The organism is Actinoplanes sp. NPDC026670 (assembly GCF_040638175.1).
Lineage (GTDB): Bacteria > Actinomycetota > Actinomycetes > Mycobacteriales > Micromonosporaceae > Actinoplanes.
Genome location: NZ_JBEZXU010000036.1, coordinates 60,603 through 84,088, shown reverse-complemented (window position 1 = coordinate 84,088; position 23,486 = coordinate 60,603). Strand labels below are relative to the sequence as shown.

Sequence of the window (23,486 nt, the reverse complement as noted above, 5' to 3'; positions counted from 1 at the left end):
ACGCTTGGACATCGTTGAGGCGAAGTAGTTGAATGATGCCGATGCAGCCCAATGGCGTGCACTCAGTCGTCACCGGACTGGTCGTACAGCTGCCACGCCACCAGACCGACACTCAAGGTCTGCACGTCGCGGACCGAGGTGATGGAGAGCCCGGTCAGCGTCTTCACCTTCCGCAGCCGGTAGTCGAGCGTGTTCGGATGGATGTGCAGCCGGGTCGCCGTCTCGACCCGGCGCCGGCCGCTGGCGATGTAGGCGCGCAGGGTGTCGAGCAGATAGCCGCCGCGGGCGGCAAGCGGCTCCAGTCGCTGACCGAGCCGGGCCGCCAGGTCGGGTGATCGCACGAGCAGAGCCTCGACGCACACGTCCTCCAGCACATACGGATGGGGATAGTCGAGGGACCGCGCCACCTGCATGATCATCCGGGCCTCCTCGACCGCTTCCGAAACACCGTCGTCGGTGAGGGCGTAGGCGACTCCCGCCGGCATCGGGCCGATTTTCATTTCGGCGAGCGTCTCCCTGGCGATGGCGGTGATCTCCTGGGCGGCGGTGGGAACGTCCAGCGGGACGATGAGCACGAGATCCTGCTCCTGGAACGCTGGCAGCACGTGCTGCCAGCGTGGGGCGACGGCAAGGCGGTGCAGACAGGCCCGCCGGTCCACCCCGGACGAGAAGCCGATGCAGATGGTCACATACCCGTCGGTCGCGGAGCCGTCCACGAGTCCGGCCTCGGGGAGGGGCCGGCCGGCGATGAGCGCCTCGGCGATGGCACCGCGCCGGTCGAGGCCGGGAGACGACTGCCTCGACTCGTCCATGAGTCCCGCGACGATGGCGCGCTCGAGACGATAGACGGCCGCGAAGAACCGGTCCGCCACCCGCGACATCGCGATCCGCTGCTCGCCCTTGACATGGGCGACCAGGAAGCGCCAGGCACCGGCCCCCAGCACCGGGACGGCAGTGGCGATGTCGCCATTGGCGTAGGCCTCGTCCGGAAGGTGGATTTCGCCCGTGCCGGAAGACGCGTCGAGATCGCTTTGTAAGGTTTCAACGATGTAGCCGAAGGCATTCGGAGCAACCCGCCCAAGCCGCTCACCACTCAGGCCACCCCGCAAGGCCGCCGATATGATGTCTGGCTCGTTTCGCACGAGGATGTCGATGATAGCCGCGATCACTTCATCATCAGACATCATCTATACGGCCGCCTTCGAGGGCGCGAGAACGGCCCCACAACCAACACGGCCGACTATGAAGAATAGCATCGGCGTCGATTTCCTACGGCTCACCTTCATCCTCTGCCAACCCCCGTCAATCCGCCCACATGATCGCGCGGCCGACCTGCAATAACCCATTCACCAGCCCATTAAATGTGGTTTACAAGGCTGACTGCACGAAGAGTTTCGCTGACCGACCGGTAGCGCTAACAGCGAAGCCAAGTTACCACAATCGATGGCACATCGGGCATCGAGTGTGGACATCGGCGACATCCTGAACCAGAGCCGGCGGGAGAATACCGAGGTGGGGAGCAGGTTCGAGCGCGCTCAGACCATCGAATCTCAGAGCAGATTCCCGTCATCCAGACCAGGGCGGACACACACCGTGACACGACGGGGCCATTACTCACAGGTTCGGCCATTGACGGTTTCCGGCCGACCGGTCACAGCTAATACACAGCTTCGCGGAAACCATTCAGACATCCCGGAGGCCATTCCACAGGGCTCCCCGAAGCGAACAGAAGTTTCCGGTACGTTAAACCTGACGTCAGCCGCCATACGGCCGGCGGCCACCACACGGAAGAGCACCCCGGACAGCCCTCGCCCACCTCGACAAGGCCGGTCCTCCGGCATGAACATGTAACCGGCGCAGAAGGCCCTGCGATCCGAATTCGCCGCAGGTAGAGCGCGTGGCCCCGGTCGCGTCACCGGGATAGGATCACGCGATGTTCCCCGACAAACCGAGCGCCAACGAGCCGAAAGGGAAGTCGCGGGTCACCATCTACGACGTGGCTCACGCGGCCGGGCTGTCCCACGCGACGGTCTCCCGGCACCTCAACGGCGGCAAGGACGTCAGCCCGGCCGCGCGCACGGCAATCGAGAGGGCCATCACCGAGACCGGGTTCGTACCCAACCACCACGCCCGCCGCCTCGCCGGAGGCCGGTCGAAGGTCGTCGCCCTGTTCCACTGCGTCGACAACTCGAAATTCTTCACCGACCCCAACATCAACCACCTCATGCTGGACTGCAATCGGGTCTTCAGCGACCACGGGATCATGACCGTCATCCCGGTGACCTCCAACGGTCCCGCGCGTGCGGCGACCCGCCACCTCGCTTCGAGGATCGTGGACCCGGCCGTCCTCTTCTGCGCGCCGTCGGACTCCCAAGCGGTCGCCGACCTGATCAAACGCCGTCTGCCGCTAGTCGCCTGCGGGACCCCCATCGGGCACGAGCACGACGTCTCCTACGTGACCACCGACGACCGGCTGGGCGCCCGCGAGATGGTGGCCTACCTGCGTCGGCGCCGGCGGCGCATCGCGATGATCGCCGGACCGGCCGACCTGCCCGGGGGCATCCAGCGGCTGGCCGGCTATCAGGATGTGATCGGCGTCCAAGATCCGGCACTCGTCGTCCACGGCGACTTCTCCTACGACGGCGGGCTGCTGGCCACCGCCGAACTACTTCGCCGCGCACCGGACCTGGACGCGATCTTCGTGGCCTCCGACCTAATGGCCAGGGGTGCACTAGCCGCCCTCCAACAAGCCGGCCGGAGGGTGCCTGACGACGTCGCGGTCGCCGGCTTCGACGACTCCCCCGCGGCGACCCACACCCATCCACGCCTGACCACGGTCCGGATCCCGTGGCGGCGCTACCCCTACGAACTGGTGCAGCAACTCCTGCGGCGCATGTACGGCGACGGCCCGTCGAGCGTCACGATGCCGGTCGAGCTGGTCATCCGCGAGTCGGCCTAAGCCGATCCCGTCGTCCGGCAAAGGACCCGATTTCCCCGGTTGAACACCCCGCCCGGACCGCCGGTTGCCGCCCTGTCCGGCAAAGACTATGACATCACGCCAAAAGATCGGAGTTCACACCAAAGAGCTGGATTTCTATTTACTCAGATTGCCGGTCTTCCTATCGTCGGCCGAGTGGTTCGACCACACCTGGCAAGCACGTCACATCGGTGCGGCCACCCACGACGACGAAGGAAAGCATGCCGAATTCCAGCGTAGTCACCGATATTCCCCGACTGCCGCCGATCGAGAGCGCGCGGCACGCCGAGCCCGGAAAGCTCGCCGGGCGGCTGACCGGACCGGTCAGGCGCATCCCCATCGCGGCACTCCGCATGGCCAACTCCCCGCGCACCAGAGGCCTTGACCAGGACCACGTCCTGGCCCTGTCCGACACCGGGGCACCGCTGCCGCCAATCATCGTCGACAGAACCACCATGCGCGTCATCGACGGCATGCACCGGCTCACCGCGGCCCTGCGCAACGGGCAGGAGGCGATCAGCGCGGTACTCGTCGACAGCGCCGGCGACGACGAGTCGTTCCTGCTGTCCGTGGAACTCAACGTGGCGCACGGGCTGCCGCTGACCCGCGCCGACCGGCGCGCTGCCGTCGAACAGATCATCCGCGGCTTCCCCGCCATGTCCGACCGGTCGATCGCCACCATCGCCGGACTCACCCCGAAAACCGTGTCGGCGATCCGGCGCACCCTCGGTGCGGCGGCCCAGTCGAGCACCCGGGTCGGCCGCGACGGCCGGATACGACCCACGAACTACGCCGACGGCCGCCGGGCGGCCGGGCTCATCGTGGCCGCCCGGCCGGAGGCGTCCCTGCGCGAGATCGCCCGGGAAGCCGGGATCTCAGTCGGCACCGCCCGCGACGTCCGCCGCCGGATGAGCGCGGGACAGGACCCGGTACCGAACGGCTGCCAGCCCGTCGCCGTCAGCGACCGCGGCGACACCTCCCCCGACCCGGCAGCCAATCGGCCCGATCCGGTGGCGGCATCGCGAACCGTCCTGGAGGTCATGCGCAAGGATCCCGCCCTGCGTTACACCGAATCCGGCCGCGAACTGCTGCGCTGGCTCGGCTCCCGGGCGGCCGTCGTACACGAGCTCGACGAGGCCGCGACGAGGGTGCCACCCCACTGCGTCCCGATGGTCAGCAAAATCGCTCAAGCCTGCGCCCGGGCCTGGGCATCCTTCGCCGACGAGCTGGAACAACAACTGGCCGAGTACAAGTGACAGAGGCGACGATCATGCGCACCGTTCCCACCCTCGCGGCACTCGCCGACCACGTCATACCTGCCGACGGCTGGCCGGCGGCCTGGGACGGCGGCGTCGCCGACTACGTCGGTTTCGAGGCCGACCGTGACCTCGCCTGGGCGATGCCGCAGCTGAACCGGCTGTGCCGGGAGGCCGACCGGCTCGCGCCCGGCAACGACTTCAGTGCCCTGCCGCCGACCGGTCAGAAACCCGTCGTGGCCAGGTTGAGCAACGACCCGGCCCTGGCCGCCGCTTTCGCCACCCTGGTCCGGGTCTGTATGGAGGGCTACTACGGCGGGGCCCGGGACCGCCCGCCCGCCGGCTGGAAGATGCTCGCCTTCGACCCGCCGGCCACCGGCCCGGAAATGACCGCGGCCGAGAGCGCGGGCATCACCGCATCGGCCCTACGCGACTCCTACGACGTGCTGGTGCTCGGCGCTGGCGCCGGTGGCGCCGTCGCTGCGAGCGTGCTGGCCTCGGCCGGAGCCCGGGTACTGCTTGTCGAACGGTCCCGGCCGATGTCCGACGCCGAACTCAGCGGCGACCACCTGCACGGCAAACGACTCGCGCTCTACCACCCGGTGGCTGGGCCGGGCCCCGGCAACCCGCGCCTCGTCCGCGAACCCGACGGGACCCTCTGGTCCGCGGACGCCGACGGCAGTGGCGAGAGCTGGGGCCTCAACGCGATGTGCCTGGGCGGCGGAACACGCGTCTGGCAGGCGATGGCCTGGCGTTTCCTGCCCGACGACTTCCGGATGGCGAGCCGGTACGGCCGACCCGGCACCAGCAGCCTCACCGACTGGCCGTTCGGATACGCCGACCTCGAACCGTGGTACCTCCGGGTCGAACACGAACTAGGCGTGGCGGGCGATGCGATGTCCTTCTCGGAACGGATGCCCCGGTCCGCCGGATACCCGATGCCCGCCCTGCCCACCGACGATGTACGCCGCCTGCTCGCCGCGGCCGCCGGCCGTCTCGGCTGGTCCGCCGGGCCGATCCCCTTCGCCGTCAACAGCACCGAACGGCACGGACGTCCCGCCTGCACGGGCTGCCCGCAGTGCCTGGGCCACAGCTGCCCGTCCGGCGCCAAGAACGGCACGCACAATACCTACACCCCCCGCGCGCTCGCCACCGGCAACTGTGACCTGATCCGGTCGGCGCAGGCGGTCCGGATCCGGCACTCCCGTGGCGAGGCCGACGCCGTGGACCTGGTCGTCGAGGAGAACGGCACCCGGCTAAGCCGCACGGTGCGGTGCGGCCGGGTGGTCGTCGCCGCCGGTTCGGTGGAAACACCCCGCCTGTTGCTCGCCAGCGGCCTCGGCAACGACCAGCTCGGCCGCCACCTGCACGGACACCGGCTCAGCCTGGTCACCGCGCGGGCGCCGATGCCGCTTCCCCGGTTCCGTGGCCCCGGCCATTCCGTCGCCACCCTGGCGGCCGCACATGACGGCCTCGCGCCCCTCGGCGGCGGCGTCATGTACGACATGTTCTCGCCCTACCCGCTGCAATTCGCCCGGATGGCCCACGCCCTCGGCGGCCCCCCGCTCGGAGTGGAACACAAGCGCTGGATGCGCTCGGAAACGGCGTACGTGATCGGCGTGATGGGGATGGGCCAGGAACTGCCGCTCCCGCACTCCCGTATCGAACTGCATCCGTCGGTCACCGACCGCAACGGTGTCCCAGCTGTCGTGTCGCACCGGGCCGACCATCCACTGACCGCGGCAAACCAGGACTACCTCACCTCGACCGCGTCGGCGTGGCTGTCCGAGGCCGGTTGCACGGACGTACGGGAGAACATCGCGATCTTCGCACCGACCGGACCCGGCTCCCCGATCACCGAACACTCGGTGGGCACCGCCCGAATGGGTGATGATCCGGCACTTTCCGCCACCGACCGCTTCGGCCTGCTGCACGGCACCCGCAACGTCCATGTGGCCGACGGGTCGCTGCTACCGACCAGCGGTGGCGTGAACCCCACCCTCACCATCATGGCCAACGTGCTGCGCGCGGCGACACACTGGGCCACGGATCAGCGGATGCCGCCCTGACCGGCCGGCATCCCCCGGGCGGCCATCGCGGCGCCCGCCAGCGGGATGAGCAGCACCAGCAGCGCATTGGAGTATCCGCTTGTCAGCACGGTTTCCCAGGAACCGTCGGCCCGGCGGCTGACCGCCTCCGCGATGGCCACCACGACCGCCGCACCCACCGACGCGCCGATCTGCTGGCTGGTGTTCATCAGACCGCCCGCAGCACCGGTCTCCCCCGCCGGCGCGCCAACAGTGGCGGTGACAGTGAAGGCGACGAACACCAGGCCACTGCCGAAACCGATCACCAGCGTCGGCCCGAGAATCTCCATGACGTACGAGCCGAGGTCGATCCTCGACAGCCAGAGCAGCCCGCATGCCCAGACGATCAGTCCGGTCATCGTCATCCGGCGCAGGCCGAGCCGGCCGATGAGCCGGCTGGCCAGCAGCGAGGAGGCGGTGATCGCCATGGTGATCGCCACGATGGCGAGCCCCGCCTCCATCGGTGAATAGGCCAGCACCCGCTGCATGTAGAGGCTCACCACCAGGATGGTGGGGCCGCTGACGACATTGACCAGCAGACAGACCAGATCGGCGCTCCGGATGCCACGGTCGCTCAGCAGCCCGGGCGGGATGAGCGGCTCGCCGGAGCGGAAGCGGCGGGCCGCGACGACGAGCACGATCGCCAGACCGGCCAGAGCCAGGGTGTGCCATGAGTAGAACTGTGCGGTGCCGATGGTCAGCAGCACGTAGACCGCGACGGTGACGGCGGTGGTCAGCGCGGTGGCCTCGAACCACGGCAACGTGCGCAGGCCACCGGTCCGCCGCTCGGTGGCGGGGATCCGCCAGCACGCCAGCGCCAGGGCCAGCGCCACCGGCACGTTGAACAGGAAGACCGAACGCCAGCCCCACAGCCCGGTGAGGGCACCGCCCAGGAAGAACCCGGCCGAGCCGCCGACGGCGCTGACCGCACCGATCGAGCCGAACGCACGGTTGCGGCGGCTCTTGGCCTCGGCGTCGCCGTCCGGGAAGAGATCCGTCAGCACCGCGATCACCGCCGGTGCCACCAGGGCGGCCGCGATGCCCTGCACCGCGCGGGCGGAGACCAGCGTGCCACTGCCCGGCGCCACGCCACCGGCCAGCGAAGCCGCGGCGAACAGCACCATGCCGATCCGCAGCATCCGCACCGGACCGGTGAGATCGGCCAGCCTGCCACCGATCAGCAGGCATCCCCCGTACGACAGCATGTAGGCGTTGTAGACCCAGGCGGCCTGATCCGAAGGCAGCCCCAGCGCGTCCTGAATCGCCGGCAGCGCAACGCCCAGAATCGACGAGTCGAGGATCAGCAGGAACTGCATCACGGTGAGCGTCATCAGTACGGCTGTCGCACCGGCCGGCCGCGCAAAGCTCCGCACAGGAATGGCCACATCTACCCCTTCGCCCCGTTATGCACGGATAGCCGTGGTCGAACCCCAACGACCGTACCGGCACCCGCCGATCTTGTCGTGCCCCCTCCCTCCCCGGGCCGATCGACCACCGTGCACGCCTGGACAGCTTCGAACGGTCCAAGGTTCACTTCGCTCGGGTCCTGAGCCATCGATCAAGATTGGGGACAAGTGGATATCTGGCACGTCAACAGCACGGCCCGCGGCGGCGGCGTAGCAGAGATCCTCACCATGCTCGTGAGCAGGGCGGACACCGGCGAGATCCGGCATCACCGGTTCGTCACACCGTCCGACCCGAGCCTGTTCAACCTCACCAAACGGCTGCACCACCGCCTGCACGGACGTAACGCCGGCCCGCTGCCGACGGCCGCGGAGGACCGGGCCTACACGGCCTACGGACATCGATGCGCCCAAGCCTTCTTCGCCGCCACCCCGGAGCCTGGCATCGTCGTTCTGCACGACCCGCAGACCCTGCCGATGGCGCCCCTGCTCGCCGCCGCAGGACTACCGGTGGCCTGGCGGTGCCACATCGGCACCGCCGCACCGAACACGGTGAGCCGGGAGACCTGGCACTACCTGCGCCGGTTCTGGACCGGCCACCCGGTACTGATCTTCAGCGACCCGTTGCTCGTGCCCGCCGAGGCGCAGCCGGAGACGGTACGGATCATCCCCCCATCGATCGACCTCACGGCACCGAAGAACACACCGCTCGGCCCCGCCGCCACCGCCGACGCCCTGCGCGACGCGGGACTCGCCGGCGTACCCGATGACGAGCCGGTGATCCTCCAGGTCGCACGCTGGGACCCGCTCAAGGACATGACAGGCGTGCTGCGCGCGTACGCGGAGTCGGCGCTGCCCAGCCGGGCCCGGCTGGTCCTGTGCGGACCGTCGCCCGCCGGAATCGTCGACGACCCCGAGGCCGCCGACGTGTTCGCCGAGGTGCGGCTGCTCCACCAACAGCTGCCACCCGGAATCCGGAACCGGGTCCATCTGACCTGTCCCGACCTCGGCGACGAGGCACGCAACGCCTCAACGGTGAACGCGCTGCAACGGCGCGCGACCGTTGTCGTCCAGAAATCCCGGGAGGAGGGTTTCGGTCTGACCGTCACCGAGGCCATGGCCAAGGGACGCCCGGTCGTGGCCAGCCGTGTCGGCGGACTCGCCCGGCAGATCGAGCACGGCCGCACCGGCCTGCTGCTCGACGACCCGGACGATCTGCCGGGCTTCGCCGACCTGATCGGTCGCCTGCTCGACCAGCCGCGGCAGGCGGCGGCACTGGCCACCGCCGGGCAGGCCCACGCGGTACGCCACTACACCAGCGACCGTGAGATCCGCGATCACCACCGCCTGTACGCCGAACTGGCCGCCACCACACGACCGGCCACACCGGCGGGCCTGCCATGACGGGCGTGACCCTGATCCTGGGCGCCAGCAGCGGATTCGGTCTAGCGCTGGCCAACGACCTCGCCGCCAACGGCCATCCCGTGGTGGGCGCGGCACGCTCGGCCCGGCCGACGAAAGGCGAGTTTCCCTACCGCCGCGCCGACGTCCGCGACGACGACTCGATCCGCGCCCTGGCCGACGGTGTGACAGCCGGGTTCGGCCCGATCACCGGACTGGTCTACTCCGTGTCGAACACCTCAGCCGTCGGGCACGCCTGGCAACTCGACGCCTCCGAGGTGATCGACGTGGTGGACGTCTCGTTCATCGGGTTCGTCCGGGTGCTCCGACTGGTGGCTCCCGGGATGCTCGCCGCCGGCGGCGGCAGCATCGTGGTGATCGGGTCCCGGGCGGCACGGGTGCCGGTACCGACCCTCGCCGGGTACGCCGCCGCCAAGGCCGCCCTCGAACACTACGTCCGCTGTGTCGCCGAGGAACTCCAGAGCGGCGGCGTCCGCATCAACACCATCGGTTTCTCCGGCGACACCGAGCTGGCCCGCCGCCACCTGGAACTGCGTGCGCGGGTGCTCGGACGTACCGAACCCTATCCGGCTCTGCCGGACGTGGCCGACAGCGTGCCCTGCGCGCGCTTCCTGCTGTCCCCCGCGGCCCGGTTCGTCACGGGCCAGACCATCGAGGCACGGCAGCCGCTGTGGACCTGACATCACCCGAACACGGAAACGGAGAGGCATGACGTGACCGACTCCCTGAGCGCCGGCCCACCCGGCCATGCCGGCCAGTCGTGGTCCGTGGAGGCATCCCTTCCGATCTCCTACCAGGTACGACAGACCCCTCACCTACTCAACCCGGATAGCGACGCACTGGAGCGGTACGCCTTCAACGGGCCGTCCAACCGCCGACTGATCGTCATTGAGCAACGCCTCTATCACCTGTATGGTGCCCGGCTGCTCGACTACCTGCGGCACCGGCGCCTACGTGGCCACCTGGTGTGCGTGAACGCCGAAGAGGCCGACAAGGATCTCGATCTGAGCATGCGGCTGATCCGGGCGATCAACGACTTCGGTATCGACAGGCGACAGGAACCGCTGATCGTCGTCGGTGGTGGGGTGATCCTGGACGTGGTCGGCTGGGTCGCCAGCATCTACCGCCGGGGAACCCCGTACATCCGGATCCCGACCTCCCTGATCGCCCAGGTCGACGCCGCGGTCGGTATCAAGACCGGGGTGAACCACGACAACCACAAGAACCGGCTCGGCTCCTACCACCCGCCACTGGTCTCGCTGGTGGACACCGAATTCCTAGCCACCCTCCCGCGGCGGCACGTCAGCAACGGTCTCGCCGAGATCGCCAAGCTTGCGCTGATCCGCGACGAGCGACTCTGGCGGCTACTCGAAGCACATTCCGGGCAGCTGGTGGACAGTGCCCTGGGCAGCCGGGACCACGCCGTCCACGAGATCGGCACCGAAGTGATGAGCCGGGCCATCGACGGCATGCTCAGCGAACTGCGCACCAACCTCTGGGAGAAGAACCTCCAGCGGCCTGTCGACTTCGGCCACACCTTCTCGCCCGCGATCGAGATGGCCGGCCTGCCCGACCTGCTGCACGGCGAGGCGGTCGCCGTCGACATCGCGCTGAGCTGCTGCATAGCCGAAGGCCGCGGCCTGCTCACCGAGACAGCCCTGCACCGGGTGCTGCGTACCCTGACCGACCTCGGTCTGCCCATCTGGCACCGGACGTGCGAGGCCCGGCTCGTCCACGCCGGGCTCGCCGAGTCGGTCCGGCACCGCGGAGGACGGCAGCTCCTGCCCCTCCCGGTAGCCCCTGGCCGGCACGTCTTCGTCGACGACGTCGCACCGTACGAACTGGACCGTGCCCTGTACCGGCTCGCCGGACTGCACCGCGCGGGTACCGTCACCGAGCCGGAGGTGCTGTGTGCGACTGGCGCATAGCGAACACATCCCCTGGTCCGACGTGCACGGGGTGCACGGCGCGGCCGGCGTCAGCAACTGGAAGCAGCTCGTGCACGGTCACGCACTACACGGCCCGTGGGAGGCCGTGGAACTCGCCCGGATCCCCGCCGGCGGCGTGAGCGGCACCCACCACCACACCCGGACCAACGAGCTCTACTTCGTCCTGTCGGGTGACGCCCGGTTCGTCATCAACGAGACCGAGTTCTCGATGCCGGCCGGCCATCTCGCGGTGACCGCCCGCGGCGACCGGCACGGCCTCCGAGCAACCGTGGACGGGCCGGTGACCTGGCTGGTCGTCGAAGTGCCGGATACGCAGCCCCCGGGTGCGGGCGAAGCCAAGGAGGAACCGATGAAGCCGACCCTGGGACCCGTTGACCTCAACATCGTCTCGCGGCTCGACCTGGCCGGACACGGCGTGTCCCCGCTGGACTCGGTCGGGCTGCTCCGGCTGGACAGCGGGGAAAAGGCCGAGCTGGTGGCCGACGACAGCGAGATCTTCTGCTATCTCGTCGCCGGGTCGGCGACCGCCACGGCCGAGGGCCAGGACCACATCCTGACCGTCGGCTGCGGCGCCACCCTGACTCTCGGAGAGAGGACAGTCGTCACCGCGACCGCACCGGCCCGGCTGTTCTGGGTCCGGTCACGGGTCGAGGAACACCCGTCATGATCATCACCAACACGGCGGCCGCCGGCACACCGCTGTCCCACCCACGCTGGATCTCCCTCGCCCGGCGCGGCATGCTCTGGTCCGAGGTGCAGGTGTTCGACCTGGTCACCGCCGAACCGGACGGCCACCTGGCCAGCTCGGACCCCGCCTATGTCGAGGTCTTCCTCTGCGCGTCCGGCTCGGCGCAGATCAGCGAACCGGACACCGACGGGCCGGCCGTCCGGCTCCTCGAAGGCCAGTACATCGTGCAGGCCGCGAACGAGCCGCCGCTGGAGTTGTCGGCCGGATCCAGCGGCGCCACCGTGATCCGGGTACGTCTGCTGCCGTCCGCCACCACCGCGGCGCTTCCGCCACGCCACCCCGCCCTCACCCGCCCTGCCGCGGCCCACCCGGGCGGTGCCTGATGGATCCGGCAAAGGTGAACCGGCGGCGGGGCGCCGGGATTCCGACCGCCCGCGGACTGGACCACGTGGCGATCACGGTGCCCGACCTGTGGGCGGCGGTCCGGTTCTTCGTCGAGGTCCTCGGCGCGTCCCTGCTCTACGTCGAGGGACCGATCCGCCGTGGCGACTGGATGACCACCAACCTCGCCGTACCGGCCGACGCGTCCTGCCGGGTCGCCATGCTCCGATTCGGGCCGACCGCCAACCTGGAACTCTTCGAGTACGAGGTGGCCGGCCAGAACCGCGCGGTACCGCTGAACAGTGACGTCGGTGGCCACCACCTCGCGGTCTACGTCGACGACATCGAGGCCGCCCACCGCTATCTCAGCGACGTGCCCGGAGTGACGATGCTCGGCGAGCCGAAGCTGATCACCGAGGGCCCGCTGGAAGGCGACAGGTGGATGTACTTCACCGCCCCGTGGGGCCTGCAACTCGAAATAATCTCGCTTCCCGCCCACCTGCCTTACGAGCAGCACACCCCCGAACGGCGCTACGGCCCCTACCCTGGGCCGTGGTCACACGGCCGCGCCCGGACACCGGTCCACGATGGCCCCGAACTGTCCGTGGCGCTGCCGACCAACCGGATCCCGCTGACCGGCCCCGGCCTGCGGCACACCGTCCTGTCCCTGGAGGCGGCCGGCTGCACGTCGTTCTGGGTCAACGACCATCTTGCCGGCTTTCCCACCGGCAGTGAGACGTACCCGTACAGCGCGGACGGCGCTGTCGACTGGAGCGACCGGGCTCCGCAGTACGAGGCGCTGACCGTCTGCGGCTTCGTCAGCGCAGTCTCCGACCGAGCCCGGGTCGGCACCGCCGTACTCGTACTCCCTCAGCGTCATCCCCTGGCGGTGGCGAAAGCCACCGCGTCCCTGCACGACCTCTCCGGTGGCCGGTTCCGGCTCGGGCTCGGCGCTGGCTGGTCGGAGCGGGAGATGACCGCCCTGGGCTGGGATCCACGCACCCGCGGGGCACGCCTGGACGAGGGCATCGATGTCATCCGGTACGCCTGGGGACAGCGCGCCGAGCCGCCCGCCGGCCCCCACTATCCGGTGCCACCCGATGCGATCTTCGAACCCCGGCCCGGACCCGGGCACACCCCGCCGGTGCTGATCGGTGGCATGTCGCCGAAAAGCCTGCAACGGGTACGCGACCACGGCGACGGCTGGCTGGCGGTCAGCGGCGACCGCGACGACGAACTGGCCGCGGTGAGCACACGCTGGGTCGCGCTGCGGGCCGAGATGAACCGCCCCCTGTACGGCGTCCTCAAGGTAGCCGTCGACACACCCGACCCCCGCCGGGTCGCGGAAATCGCCGAACGCACCCGCGACTCGGGCTGGAACGAGGTGTGCCTGGAATTCGACGTCTGGGACACCGACGACGTCTGCGACGCCCTGCTCAGCACGGAGACAACCGCCGAACCACTGGAGGCCGCGTGACCACGCCCCTTACCGACGTACGCTGCCTGGTCATCGGGGCGGGCCGCGGCATCGGCACCGCGGTCGCCGCCCGGATCGTCGCCGACGGCGGCCGGTGCCACGCCACCCGCCGGCCGGCCGCCACCGCAGCCACCGCAGCCCCCGCCGAACCGGACTGCACCTGGTCGGCCGGCGACGTGCGCGAAGCCGCCGACATCGACCGGATGGTGAGCGAGGCAGTGGACCGGCTCGGCGGCCTGGACGCCCTCGTCTACTGCCCCGGCGTGGCGCACGTCGGGCCGCTGGCCGACACCCCGGCCGCGGCGTGGACCGAGGCTTTCGAGGTCAACGTCCGCGGCTTTGGGCTGGCGGTGCGTGCCGCGCTCCCGGTCTGGCGCGAGCAGGGGCACGGCTGCGCGGTCGCCCTGTCGAGTCAGGCGGCCAGACGCGGCCAGTCACTGATCGCCGCGTATACCGCCACCAAAGCCGCGATCGACGGCATGGTTCGGGCACTCGCCGTCGAACTGGCTCCGGTGGTCCGGGTGAACGCGGTCGCACCCGGCATCGTGATGACCGACATGATCGCCGAGGACTTCGCCCGACAGGCCAGACTGGACGGGGTCGGCATCGACGAGGTGGCAGAACGGACACGGAGCCGGATCCCGCTGCGGGACTTCCAGAACGCCGGCGCGGTCGCGGCCGGCGTGGCCTTCCTGATCGGCCGCGACGGCCGGCACATCACCGGGGAGGTTCTCGCCGTGGACGGCGGGATGAGTGCTTGAAACGGTCACCAGGGCAGCACCACACCGCCGTCACTGAAACAGCCACCGGTCGGCCCGTCCGCACCGAGCGTCGCGAGAGCGACCACCACCGCCGCGCCCTGCCGCGGCGTACGCGAACCGGTATAGCCGTTGATGTCGGTCGCGCACCACCCCGGATCGGCTCCGTTGAATTTCATCGTGGTGTGCCGGAACTCGTTGGCGTACATCACGGTCAGCGAATGCAGGGCGCTCTTGGACGGCGAGTAGCCGAGCTTCGGATCCCGGCAGTAAATGCCCGACGGGTCACCGGTCAGTGTCAGCGACCCGAGCTGGCTGGCCAGGTTCACCACCCGGGCCGCTGGCGAGCGCCGCAGCAGCGGCAGCATCGCGTTGGTCACCGACATCACCGCGAACACGTTGGTCTCGAACGTCGAGCGCACCAGATCGAGCGGGGTCTCGCTGGGCAGCTCGTCTTTCTCCAACAGGATCCCGGCATTGTTGACCAGCACGTCGAGCACCCCGTGACGCTGCTCGACGTGCCTCGCGGCCCTGGCCACCGACCGGGCATCGGTGACCTCCAGTTCCACGCACTCCACGTCACCGCCTTCGGCGCGCAACCTCGCGGCGGCCCTCCGCCCGGCATCCCGGTCCCGGGCGCCGAGCAGTACCCGGTGCCCGGCACCGGCAAGCTGGGCCACCACCTCATACCCGATTCCCCGGCCACCTCCGGTGACCAAGGAGATCGGCGCGCGTTCAGCCGACGGCACCGACGACGTCCTTCTCCACCCGCGACAGCACCGTCGGCAGGGCCGGCAGCGCCGGATGCGGTCCGAGCTCGGCGGCGAGCCGGCGAAGACCGTCGCTCAGGCCGACCGCCGGCCGGTAGCCCAGCTCACCGAGCCGTGCGATATCGGCCACCAGAGGGTACGAGTCCGTAAGATCACGACTGTCCACCTCGACCTGGGCCGGTACGGCGGTCGCCTCCTCGATCGCCCGGACGAGCTCGTACAGCGAGGTCGCCGTGCCGCTGCCGATGTTGTAGATCTCGCCCGTCTCGCCGCGCCCGGCGATCGCGGTGAGACCGTCGGCGAGATCGGACACGTGCACAAAGTCACGGATCTTCGCGTGCGGGTCACCTACCACCCGAATCGGCAGCCCGTTGAGGTGCCAGCGCAGATACTGGCCGATCTCGGCTCCCGCCCGGGCCGGGTCCTCCCCCTCGCCGTAGACGACGAAGGCCCGGCCCAGGCTGGCGTCGATGCCGTACGCGTCGACATAGGCGCGCAGCCAATGCTCGACGGCGAGCTTGCTGGCACCGTACGGATAGAACGGCCGGCACGGATCCTGCTCTCTACAAATGGTGCCGGGAGGACGGCCGTACACCATTGCCGAGGAAAGGTAGACGAGGCGCACCCCAGGCATGGACCGCACCACTTCAAGCACATTGAAACCGGCCAGCGCATTGGCGTTGAAATCCAGCCGCGGATTCTCCACCGAGATCGTACCGCTCGGATTCCCGGCCAGATGGAATATGGTGTCCGCCCCGTCCAGCGCCGCGGCCAGCGCGGCCGGGTCGCACAGATCGACGGCTCGGGCGTCCACACCGTCACCGAGTTTACCGAGGTCGTGCGGACGAAGGTCCAGACTCCGCACGGAGACACCGCGAGCCAGCAGGTGCGACACCAGATGACCACCGACGAAACCGGCCCCACCGGTGACCACCGCGAGATTCATCTCCCGATTTCCCGTCATCGTTTCCGTCCTCCACTTTCCGGCAAATGTGGCAGGCAAATCCTTACGCCGTCCCGGACCGCCGTCAATATCGCGCCCACCGAACTGCACGCTTGATCGGAGTACGGACCGTCTCGAATACTTGCCGGCATGACGATGCCATCGCTGGTAGCTGTAATCGGTCCGGTCGAGCCGGAGCTGTTGTCGGCGTTCGTGTCCCATTACCGTGGGCTGGGAATCGACGACCTGATGCTCGGCTTCCACTTTCCCGAGGCCGCCACCGCCGACGACCGGGACCGGGTGTTGACCGCCTGTCACGAACTCGTCGGCGCTCCCCGGATCGTCAGCGACGGCCCCTGGCACGAGACACTGCACGGTGAGCTGCGCGACCGCCTGCGGGCGATGGCTCCGCCGGGCTGGCAACTAATTGCCGACATCGACGAGTTCCACGGATACCCGGCTCCGCTACCGCAGATCGTCGCCGAAGCCGAGGCGGCAGGCAGCCGTACCGTGCGCGGGCTGTTGCTCGACCGGGTCTCCGAGACTGGCGAGATCGCCTCCTGGTCGCCATCGGCCGGCCTCGACCCCAGTTTTCCCCTCGGCGGATTCCTCACCGGATCGGTACTGCTCGGCGACCCCCGCAAGATCGTGCTGGCGGCCTCGGACGTGCAGCTCACCCTCGGCAGCCACCTCGCCAAGGACGAGAAACCCGCCAACGAGGTACCGATTCCCGTGCACCATTTCAAATGGCGGGCCGGCATCCTGGAGGACCTCAACCGCCGAGTCATCATGCACACCTCGGGAGCCTGGCACGAGGTCACCGACGACGTGCGCACCGAGGCCGCCCGACTCCTTGCCCACGTCGCCACCCGCAGCGGTCACATCGACGTGACGGATCCGCGCCCCCGGTTCCGGCGGGTCAGCACCGCGGAACAGCCTGCCGGCTGGGCCACCGACGCGCAGGCCGCCATCCTCGACTGGCAGTACCGCTACCAGCTGCAGAACGGCCGGCCGGACGCGTTCACCACGGCCTCCTGATCGACGCCGCCGATGACTGCGCGAGTCCTGGCGCCCTGGTGGCGTGACGCCGTCGGCTACCAGATCTACCTGCCCTCGTTCGCCGACGCCGACGGCGACGGCTGGGGTGATCTGGCCGGGGTGACCGCCCGGCTCGATCACCTCACCGATCTCGGTGTCGACGTGCTCTGGCTGACGCCGTTCTTCGTGTCCCCGATGGTCGACCACGGATACGACGTCGCCGACTACCGCACTGTCGATCCGCTGTTCGGCGGCGACGAGGCCCTACAGGAACTGCTCGCCCAGGCGCACGCCCGTGGGCTGCGGGTGATCGGTGACCTGGTGGTCAACCACACCAGCGACCAACACCCATGGTTCCGGGCCTCCGCCTCCTCACGTGACGACCCGTACCGTGACTACTACATCTGGCGCGATCCGGCGCCCAGCGGCGGCCCACCCAACAACTGGGTGTCCCAGTTCGGCGGCTCCGCCTGGGCGTTCGACGAGCGAACCGGGCAGTACTACCTTCACCTGTTCCGGCCGGAGCAGCCGGATCTCAACTGGCGCAACCCGGCGGTGGCCGACGAGGTCGACGCTCTGCTGGCATTCTGGGCCGGCCGAGGGCTCGACGGCTTCCGGATCGACACCGCCGCCTACCTGCTGAAACATCCGGACTTGCCGGACAACCCGCTACTCCCGGACGGCACGCTCCTGCCGGTCGGCGGCGCCACGCTGGACTTCCGCCGCCAGGACCACCGCTACGACATCCACCAGCCCGACGTGCACGCCATCCACGAACGCTGGCGGCAGGTGGCCGACCGGCATCACCTCTTCCTCATCGGCGAGGTATACGAACTCGATCCGGGGCCACTCGCCGAGTTCGTGAGCGCGGAGCGACTCCACTCCACCTTCTGGTTCGGCCTGGTGGACGTGCCGTGGGATGCCAAGAACATCGCCGCCCTCCTCACCGCGGCCGCCGGTGCCAGCCCCGGCTTCTCCTGGGCGCAGGGCAATCACGACAGGTCCCGGGCCGCCACTCGGTACGGCCGGTCGCCTGGCGGAGTCGACCTGCTGGCGGGCCGACGGCGATCACTGGCACTGCACACCCTCATGTCCGTGCTTCCCGGCGTCATGTGGCTTTACCAGGGCGAGGAACTGGGACTCGGTGACGGGGTCGTGCCGGCCGAACTGGCCGCCGATCCGCTCGCGGCCGTGCAACCCGACCAGGGACGGGACCGGGCACGAACTCCCATGCCGTGGAGCCCGGGAAAGGGCTGGGGGTTCACCGACGGCCGGCCGTGGCTGTCTGAGGGCGGCCGGCATCCGTCCGACACCGCCGCGGTCCAGCTGGACGAACCGGGCTCGCATCTCAACGCCATCCGCCGTCTCCTGCACACCAGGCGCTGGATCGCCGCCGGCGCACCGTTCGACACCGACGTCGTGGTCCTCGACGACGGCGCCCGGGCGCTGTGCCGCGGCCGGATCCGGGTGCTGGCGAACCTCGACGACACCACCACGGACCCCATCGACCTGCCGGCACCGGCGGTTTACGACACCGACGACCCGCGGGTGAGCCCGCAACAACCGCGCACCGGCACGGTACGGCTCGCTCCACAGCAGGCGCTGATCCTGGTGACCGGCCTCTGACACGGCATGACCGGCGCCCTGCGCGACGCCGGTCATGCCGATCTCACCGGTGGCGGAAGATGCCGCTCACCACGTCGTACACATGGGTGTTCGGGTGTTTGCCGGTGAACCGTCCGGCACCCGGGCCCTCGGCGGTCACCGGGATGTCCGCGCCGGTGTGGTGCGAGGTGGTCCAGTCGACGGCGAAGACCAGGTCACTGCCCTTGATCGGGAACGGCCCGTCCTCGGCGGACATGCCGTCACCTGATTCGTCGTCGTCCCACGGGTCCTCCACGGCCAGGCCACCGGTCTCGTGGTCACCGGTCACGATGAGCAGTGTGTCCGGGTGCTCCGCCACGTAGGCGCGGGCCACCGCCACCGCCTGCTCCAGCGCCGCCATGGACTGCAGCATCCGGGTCCCGTTGTTGCGGTGCGCAAACTCGTCGACGCCCTCCTCCTCGACGACAAGAAAGAAGCCGTCGGGGTCACGGCCCACCACGTCGAGGGCTTTCCGGGTCATCGTGGCCAGGGACACGGCCGGCTCGTACCGGTCACCCTCCCCCTCCGGCCGAGCCTCGAACATCTCCTCGTTGGCGAAGAGCCCGAGAAGCTTCCGGCCGTGGGCCTGGCTCAGCCCGGCCGGTGTGGAGACATACTGGTAGCCGGCGTCGACCGCGCGCCGGATCAGGTCACCCTCGGTCCCGGCGCTCGCCTCCGTCGGGTCGGACGGCGGATGGTCCGGGTGATCGCCCGGGTCGCCGGCCGGCAGCCACCAGTCCTCGCCGCCGCCCAGGATGACATCAGGCCGGGTGACGTCCAGATACTGCCGGGCGAGCGCGCTCTGGGCGCTGCGGTCCCGGGCGTTGGCGAAGAACGCCGCCGGCGTCGCATCGGTCACCTGCGCGGTCGTCACCAGCCCCGTGGCCCGCCCGGACGCCTTGGCCTCGGCACCCAGGGTGGACAGTGGCCTCCCGTCCACATCGACGCTGATCGCCCCGTTGTAAGTACGCTGCCCAGTGGCCCACGCGCTGGCCCCGGCCGCCGAGTCGCTCACCACGGTCGCCGGGTCACGCGGGCTGGTGGTCAGCTGCCCGGAAACAGCGAGCCGGTCCATGCCGAGCTGCCCGTCGAAGCCGGCCAGGAACAGCCGGGCTGCCTCCCGGTGGGCCGGGCCCATGCCGTCGCCGTTGATGAGGATGACGCTGCGCGCCGTGGCCGGGCGCACCGGCCCTGCGGTGGGCGCCGCCGGTGCGAACAACCCGTGGGCGGCCACTAGAAGCCCGCCGGCGAACAGGGCGGCAGTGACAGGTTTCAGGTACCTGTTCGCCTCGGGCCGCGGAAGTGGGGTGCCGCCGATAGCAGAGTCCACACGCTTCTCCGTTCGATCAATGGATGGTCGAGGTCACCGAGATCGTCACCGGATGGCCATGGGGTGTCCATCTGTGTGGTTTACACGGGAACGGTCAGGGTGACAGCGGAGATCCGATCGCTTACGGTGAGCTAAACCCGTCTCCGGGGAGGGCCGGCTTCACGGGCTCAAGCGCCTCGGCGGTGTCCGCCCGGTTCCGCAGGCGCTGACGGCCTTCGTCGCGCAACGCCACCTGTGGCCCGGAGAAACCAACGGACCAGTGGGCCGACCGGGCGTAACCGCAGGGAAATCGGGGCGCAGAAGCCGGGGGTAGCGTCTTTCCAGCTCGGCCAGTGTCTCCTCGTCGAGCGAGCGTGGGTGCCAGGACCACCTCCCTCGGAGCGGTGCTTCCAGCCTGACCGGCCGAAACGCCATAGCAGTAGCAGTCCCGACCGGGTGGTCCTCGACAGGACCATGCTCGCACGGGTAGCGAGGGTTGCCGGACGGCGTGAATCCGGTCCAGGCGGCTGCACGGCCGGTGTGGTAGATGGTGGCCCGACCGGTTCCGAGAAAGACGTCGGCCTTCTGCTGCGGTGGGCGGTTTCCCAGGACGATCTGACGTTGGAGTGACCTCGCCTGACGTCACACTCACCATGCCGCGGGCCCCCACCACAGCGCAACCGGCCTTCCGCCCGGTGGACAACCCGGCTTCGCCGGCTGTCATCCCAAGCGGGTGACCGGGTCGGCCAGACTGGCCCGCGCCAACGCCGAGCGTCAGGGCAGTGGCTCCAATCCACAGTCGCGGAGGCGGTCGGGCCTGTGCCGGATACGCCGGGTGTCGGTGGGCAGGGTGGACACGGTGTCCTCGGGCGTGGCGGGTGTGCCGCCAGAGTGAGGCAACAGTCCAAAAGCATGGATCGCCGCAGCTGATGAGGGCGGAGTGGACGGATGGTCAACACCGAAGGCCGGCCGAATAGGCTTCACCCGCGCCCTCCCGATTGCGGCCAATGACGTACCTTCGAAATTGGCGGCCGGAGTAGCGGTCGGCCGCCGCACCCTGACCGCTACCAGGGGAGAACGCCATGGACCCGCAAGCCGATCAGCTGGCATTCGGCCAGCGACTGCAGATCCTCCGCACACGGCGAGGACTAACGCGGGACCAGCTTGGCGGCCTGGTCGGCCGGTCCGGTTCGTGGGTCAAAGGGCTGGAGACCGGCCGCCTCAAGGTGCCGAAGTTGGACACCATTCTCGCTCTCGCCGAGGTACTTCGGGGCCGTAACCTCGCAGAACTCACCGGCGACCAGGGCCTGCACATCGACCTTTTCGCCGGCCCCGGCCATCCCCGCCTCGCCGCCGTGAAAGCGGCCGTCGACGCCTGGCCGCTCGCCACTGCACAGGAGGTCCCGTCGACCACTCACATCCGAGCGCGGCTCACGCGCGCCTGGCGAACCCGGCACTCGGCGCCCAACCACCGCGAGGCGATCGGAGCGCTCCTGCCCGACCTGATCCGCGACGCACAGATCGCCGTCCGGCAGGCCAACACCAGCGCGGACCGCCGGGCGGCGCAGGCCTCGCTGGCCGAGGTGTACTCGCTGACGCAGTTCTTTGTGGCGTACCAGCCGGACGCCGCCCTGCTGTGGCGGGTCGCAGAACGCGGGCTGGTCGCGGCACAGGAATCCGAGGACCCCTACGCGATCGGTGTGGCCGCGTGGCTTTCCACCCAGGCCCACCGCGACACCGGACCGGCGCATTACGACGCCGCCGACGCTGTGAACCTGGCGACGCTGGAGTACCTGCAGCCTCTGCTGGAGGACTCGTCGCCCGAGGTCCTGGCGATTGCAGGCGCGCTGACGTTCGAGGCCGGTTACACCGCTGCCCGGCGCGGCGAGACCGGCGTGGCCTGGCGGCATTGGGAGACCGCCGGCGCCATGGCCAATGGCTTGCCCGACGGCTTCTACGATCCCATTACCTCGTTTTCCCGGCCCATCATGAGTGCCCACGCGGTGACCATCGCTGTCGAGCTACGCCACGGCGGCGAATCCGTCCGGCAGGCGGTGGCGGCCGAAGCTATGGCGATCCCGTCGAGGCCTCGGCGTGCCCGGCACAGGATCGAGGAGGCGCGCGGATATCAGATCGCAGGGCAGCCCGATGTTGCCCTGGCGACCCTAGAAAAGGCGCACGAGGCCGCACCGGAGACGATCCGCTACAACGGCTACGCGAAGCGGATCGTGCTCGAAGAGGCTGATTCCAAAGCGCCGGCCCGGCGTCAGCGTGCATCGGCTCTGGCTGTGAAGATTGGCCTGTTGGCCGCATAACGAGGGGGCACAAACTGTGCCCTCGCTGCCCGCCACCCGCCTTTAGCTTCATCTGCAGCAGCGGCGGGTCATCGAGAAAGTCCCGCATCCGTCGCCGCTCCAGATCGGCGGCGGGCGCGCCCGTGATGTACCCCGCCGCCCCCGAACTCGTCCGGGAGGCGGAGATGCTGTTCAAGGCCGTAAGAAGCCTGCTCTGGCGCCGCAGGGTTGACGCGGCACACAGATGGCGCGACGCCGAACGTGCTGCGTACCTGGCAGCCGTTGAGCGGATCACGGCGGTTGCACCGGCCGGGATGGGAACTATCCGGCAGCCCCGGTCGTGAGCTGGCCGGTGAAGGTCGTCGGACCACGTCAGCTCCCGGAATCCGGGACCGTTGAAGTGTGGTTCGACACCGGCTCCCGTGCCGGGGTGATGCGGCCGGCCTTGCCGAGCCAACTCGTGCTCGACCCGGCCGACAACGGCGAGGGCACCGCCGCCATCTACGAGATCCGCCCGGTGAAAGCGGACTGTCAGTGAGCAGCGCTGACCGTGAACGAGTTCGTCACCTGTCCAAGGTGCCTTCGAGCTGGCCTACGCCGTGCTGGCTGGCATCTGGCATCAGCAGCAAGCCGCCGGGCACGACGACAACTCGTTCACGGTCCGGCTGCGGCCGCGCCTGGCCAACAGGCTCCAACGCGGCGGACGCTACGGTCAGGCGATCTGGGACACCAGCCGTATCTGGCAGGAGTGGACCCGGGCTCGCATGCGCAGCCCACGACAGGGCACGCGGATCGGCGTCGCCTACGCCCAGATTCTCGTCGGCTGTGGCCCGCGCGGGGAGACCGACGGGCTGCTGTTCGTACAGTTCGTTCGGGGATAGTCCGGTCATTGTGGCTATGGCGGGGCTGATGTATTCGAGGGCTGGTGTCCGGCCGGGCCGGAATCGGAAGAGAAGAACGTCCTGGAGGTTCTCGGCGACGAGCCGGAATCGTTCCTCGCTGGTGCGCAGGGCTGCTTCGGCCCGTCGGCGGTTCTGACGGTCTCGGGCCTCGCGCAGTTCTTCCTCGACTACGCGGTGACTGAGTGCGG

At 69.4% G+C, this 23,486-nt stretch carries 20 protein-coding genes; 15 read left to right on the top strand and 5 right to left on the bottom strand.

What is annotated here, in order from left to right:
• Positions 1-62 precede the first annotated feature (62 nt).
• Complete coding sequence (locus AB0E94_RS31050; RefSeq protein ID WP_360333383.1) at positions 63-1,184, bottom strand: helix-turn-helix domain-containing protein; 1,122 nt, start codon at positions 1,182-1,184, stop codon at positions 63-65.
• Positions 1,185-1,933: 749 nt separating this feature from the next.
• Here AB0E94_RS31050 and AB0E94_RS31045 point away from each other — a divergent pair.
• The 3 genes from AB0E94_RS31045 to AB0E94_RS31035 all read left to right on the top strand — a co-directional run bounded on the left by AB0E94_RS31045 (position 1,934) and on the right by AB0E94_RS31035 (position 6,302).
• Entirely contained in the window at positions 1,934-2,959 is a 1,026-nt protein-coding gene (locus tag AB0E94_RS31045) for a LacI family DNA-binding transcriptional regulator (protein WP_360333380.1), read from the top strand.
• Between the two features lie 239 nt (positions 2,960-3,198).
• On the top strand, positions 3,199-4,233 hold the full coding sequence (locus AB0E94_RS31040) for a ParB/RepB/Spo0J family partition protein (RefSeq protein WP_360333377.1): 1,035 nt from the start codon (positions 3,199-3,201) through the stop codon (positions 4,231-4,233).
• 14 nt (positions 4,234-4,247) lie between these two features.
• Positions 4,248-6,302: a GMC family oxidoreductase N-terminal domain-containing protein gene (locus AB0E94_RS31035; RefSeq protein ID WP_360333374.1), complete on the top strand. Its 2,055-nt coding sequence runs from the start codon at positions 4,248-4,250 to the stop codon at positions 6,300-6,302.
• Here the strand turns inward: AB0E94_RS31035 and AB0E94_RS31030 are convergent.
• Positions 6,284-7,651 (bottom strand): MFS transporter, encoded by a 1,368-nt coding sequence (locus AB0E94_RS31030; protein ID WP_360333371.1) that lies wholly within the window; start codon positions 7,649-7,651, stop codon positions 6,284-6,286. The genes AB0E94_RS31035 and AB0E94_RS31030 overlap by 19 nt on opposite strands.
• A 243-nt stretch (positions 7,652-7,894) precedes the next feature.
• Here AB0E94_RS31030 and AB0E94_RS31025 point away from each other — a divergent pair, with 243 nt between their 5' ends.
• From AB0E94_RS31025 to AB0E94_RS30995, 7 genes are read left to right on the top strand one after another with little or no spacing between them, the layout of a single operon-like run.
• The gene (locus tag AB0E94_RS31025) at positions 7,895-9,127 is read left to right on the top strand and encodes a glycosyltransferase (protein ID WP_360333368.1); all 1,233 of its coding nucleotides are present in this window, start codon (positions 7,895-7,897) and stop codon (positions 9,125-9,127) included.
• A 5-nt stretch (positions 9,128-9,132) separates the two neighbouring features.
• Positions 9,133-9,825, top strand: coding sequence for an SDR family oxidoreductase (locus AB0E94_RS31020; protein WP_360333366.1), 693 nt, complete (start codon positions 9,133-9,135; stop codon positions 9,823-9,825).
• A gap of 33 nt (positions 9,826-9,858) precedes the next feature.
• A complete protein-coding gene (locus tag AB0E94_RS31015) occupies positions 9,859-11,073 on the top strand; it encodes a sedoheptulose 7-phosphate cyclase (protein WP_360333363.1) in 1,215 nt (404 codons plus the stop codon).
• A complete protein-coding gene (locus AB0E94_RS31010) occupies positions 11,057-11,761 on the top strand; it encodes a cupin domain-containing protein (protein WP_360333360.1) in 705 nt (234 codons plus the stop codon). Before AB0E94_RS31015 ends, AB0E94_RS31010 begins: the two co-directional genes overlap by 17 nt.
• On the top strand, positions 11,758-12,165 hold the full coding sequence (locus tag AB0E94_RS31005; protein WP_360333357.1) for a hypothetical protein: 408 nt from the start codon (positions 11,758-11,760) through the stop codon (positions 12,163-12,165). Before AB0E94_RS31010 ends, AB0E94_RS31005 begins: the two co-directional genes overlap by 4 nt.
• Positions 12,165-13,640, top strand: a complete 1,476-nt coding sequence (locus tag AB0E94_RS31000) for a TIGR03619 family F420-dependent LLM class oxidoreductase (RefSeq protein ID WP_360333354.1) — start codon at positions 12,165-12,167, stop codon at positions 13,638-13,640. Before AB0E94_RS31005 ends, AB0E94_RS31000 begins: the two co-directional genes overlap by 1 nt.
• A complete protein-coding gene (locus tag AB0E94_RS30995; protein ID WP_360333351.1) occupies positions 13,637-14,401 on the top strand; it encodes an SDR family oxidoreductase in 765 nt (254 codons plus the stop codon). Before AB0E94_RS31000 ends, AB0E94_RS30995 begins: the two co-directional genes overlap by 4 nt.
• Before the next feature lie 5 nt (positions 14,402-14,406).
• On the opposite strand, the gene AB0E94_RS30990 is transcribed toward AB0E94_RS30995, so the two are convergent.
• Both AB0E94_RS30990 and AB0E94_RS30985 read right to left on the bottom strand, forming a co-directional pair.
• Positions 14,407-15,147: an SDR family NAD(P)-dependent oxidoreductase gene (locus AB0E94_RS30990; protein ID WP_360333348.1), complete on the bottom strand. Its 741-nt coding sequence runs from the start codon at positions 15,145-15,147 to the stop codon at positions 14,407-14,409.
• Complete coding sequence (locus AB0E94_RS30985) at positions 15,134-16,222, bottom strand: NAD-dependent epimerase/dehydratase family protein (protein WP_360333345.1); 1,089 nt, start codon at positions 16,220-16,222, stop codon at positions 15,134-15,136. Before AB0E94_RS30985 ends, AB0E94_RS30990 begins: the two co-directional genes overlap by 14 nt.
• A 39-nt stretch (positions 16,223-16,261) precedes the next feature.
• On the opposite strand from AB0E94_RS30985, the gene AB0E94_RS30980 reads away from it, so the two are divergent.
• Entirely contained in the window at positions 16,262-17,149 is an 888-nt protein-coding gene (locus AB0E94_RS30980) for a hypothetical protein (protein ID WP_360333342.1), read from the top strand.
• 12 nt (positions 17,150-17,161) lie between these two features.
• Positions 17,162-18,775: an alpha-amylase family glycosyl hydrolase gene (locus tag AB0E94_RS30975; RefSeq protein WP_360333339.1), complete on the top strand. Its 1,614-nt coding sequence runs from the start codon at positions 17,162-17,164 to the stop codon at positions 18,773-18,775.
• Positions 18,776-18,818: 43 nt separating this feature from the next.
• Here AB0E94_RS30975 and AB0E94_RS30970 read toward each other — a convergent pair whose 3' ends face one another.
• Entirely contained in the window at positions 18,819-20,123 is a 1,305-nt protein-coding gene (locus AB0E94_RS30970; protein ID WP_360333336.1) for an alkaline phosphatase, read from the bottom strand.
• A 1,061-nt stretch (positions 20,124-21,184) separates the two neighbouring features.
• Here AB0E94_RS30970 and AB0E94_RS30965 point away from each other — a divergent pair.
• From AB0E94_RS30965 to AB0E94_RS30955, 3 genes are all read left to right on the top strand, one after another.
• Positions 21,185-22,417: a helix-turn-helix transcriptional regulator gene (locus AB0E94_RS30965; protein WP_360333333.1), complete on the top strand. Its 1,233-nt coding sequence runs from the start codon at positions 21,185-21,187 to the stop codon at positions 22,415-22,417.
• A 319-nt stretch (positions 22,418-22,736) separates the two neighbouring features.
• Positions 22,737-22,934, top strand: coding sequence for a hypothetical protein (locus tag AB0E94_RS30960; RefSeq protein ID WP_360333330.1), 198 nt, complete (start codon positions 22,737-22,739; stop codon positions 22,932-22,934).
• A 61-nt stretch (positions 22,935-22,995) separates the two neighbouring features.
• On the top strand, positions 22,996-23,277 hold the full coding sequence (locus tag AB0E94_RS30955) for a hypothetical protein (protein WP_360333327.1): 282 nt from the start codon (positions 22,996-22,998) through the stop codon (positions 23,275-23,277).
• Positions 23,278-23,486 lie beyond the last annotated feature (209 nt).

Excerpts from the sequence above, each read along its gene's own strand:
- AB0E94_RS31050 (WP_360333383.1), bottom strand. The coding sequence starts at position 1,184 with ATGTCTGATGATGAAGTGATCGCGGCTATCATCGACATCCTCGTGCGA.
- AB0E94_RS31045 (WP_360333380.1), top strand. The coding sequence starts at position 1,934 with ATGTTCCCCGACAAACCGAGCGCCAACGAGCCGAAAGGGAAGTCGCGG.
- AB0E94_RS31040 (WP_360333377.1), top strand. The coding sequence starts at position 3,199 with ATGCCGAATTCCAGCGTAGTCACCGATATTCCCCGACTGCCGCCGATC.
- AB0E94_RS31035 (WP_360333374.1), top strand. The coding sequence starts at position 4,248 with ATGCGCACCGTTCCCACCCTCGCGGCACTCGCCGACCACGTCATACCT.
- AB0E94_RS31030 (WP_360333371.1), bottom strand. The coding sequence starts at position 7,651 with ATGACGCTCACCGTGATGCAGTTCCTGCTGATCCTCGACTCGTCGATT.
- AB0E94_RS31005 (WP_360333357.1), top strand. The coding sequence starts at position 11,758 with ATGATCATCACCAACACGGCGGCCGCCGGCACACCGCTGTCCCACCCA.
- AB0E94_RS31000 (WP_360333354.1), top strand. The coding sequence starts at position 12,165 with ATGGATCCGGCAAAGGTGAACCGGCGGCGGGGCGCCGGGATTCCGACC.
- AB0E94_RS30980 (WP_360333342.1), top strand. The coding sequence starts at position 16,262 with ATGACGATGCCATCGCTGGTAGCTGTAATCGGTCCGGTCGAGCCGGAG.
- AB0E94_RS30975 (WP_360333339.1), top strand. The coding sequence starts at position 17,162 with ATGACTGCGCGAGTCCTGGCGCCCTGGTGGCGTGACGCCGTCGGCTAC.
- AB0E94_RS30965 (WP_360333333.1), top strand. The coding sequence starts at position 21,185 with ATGGACCCGCAAGCCGATCAGCTGGCATTCGGCCAGCGACTGCAGATC.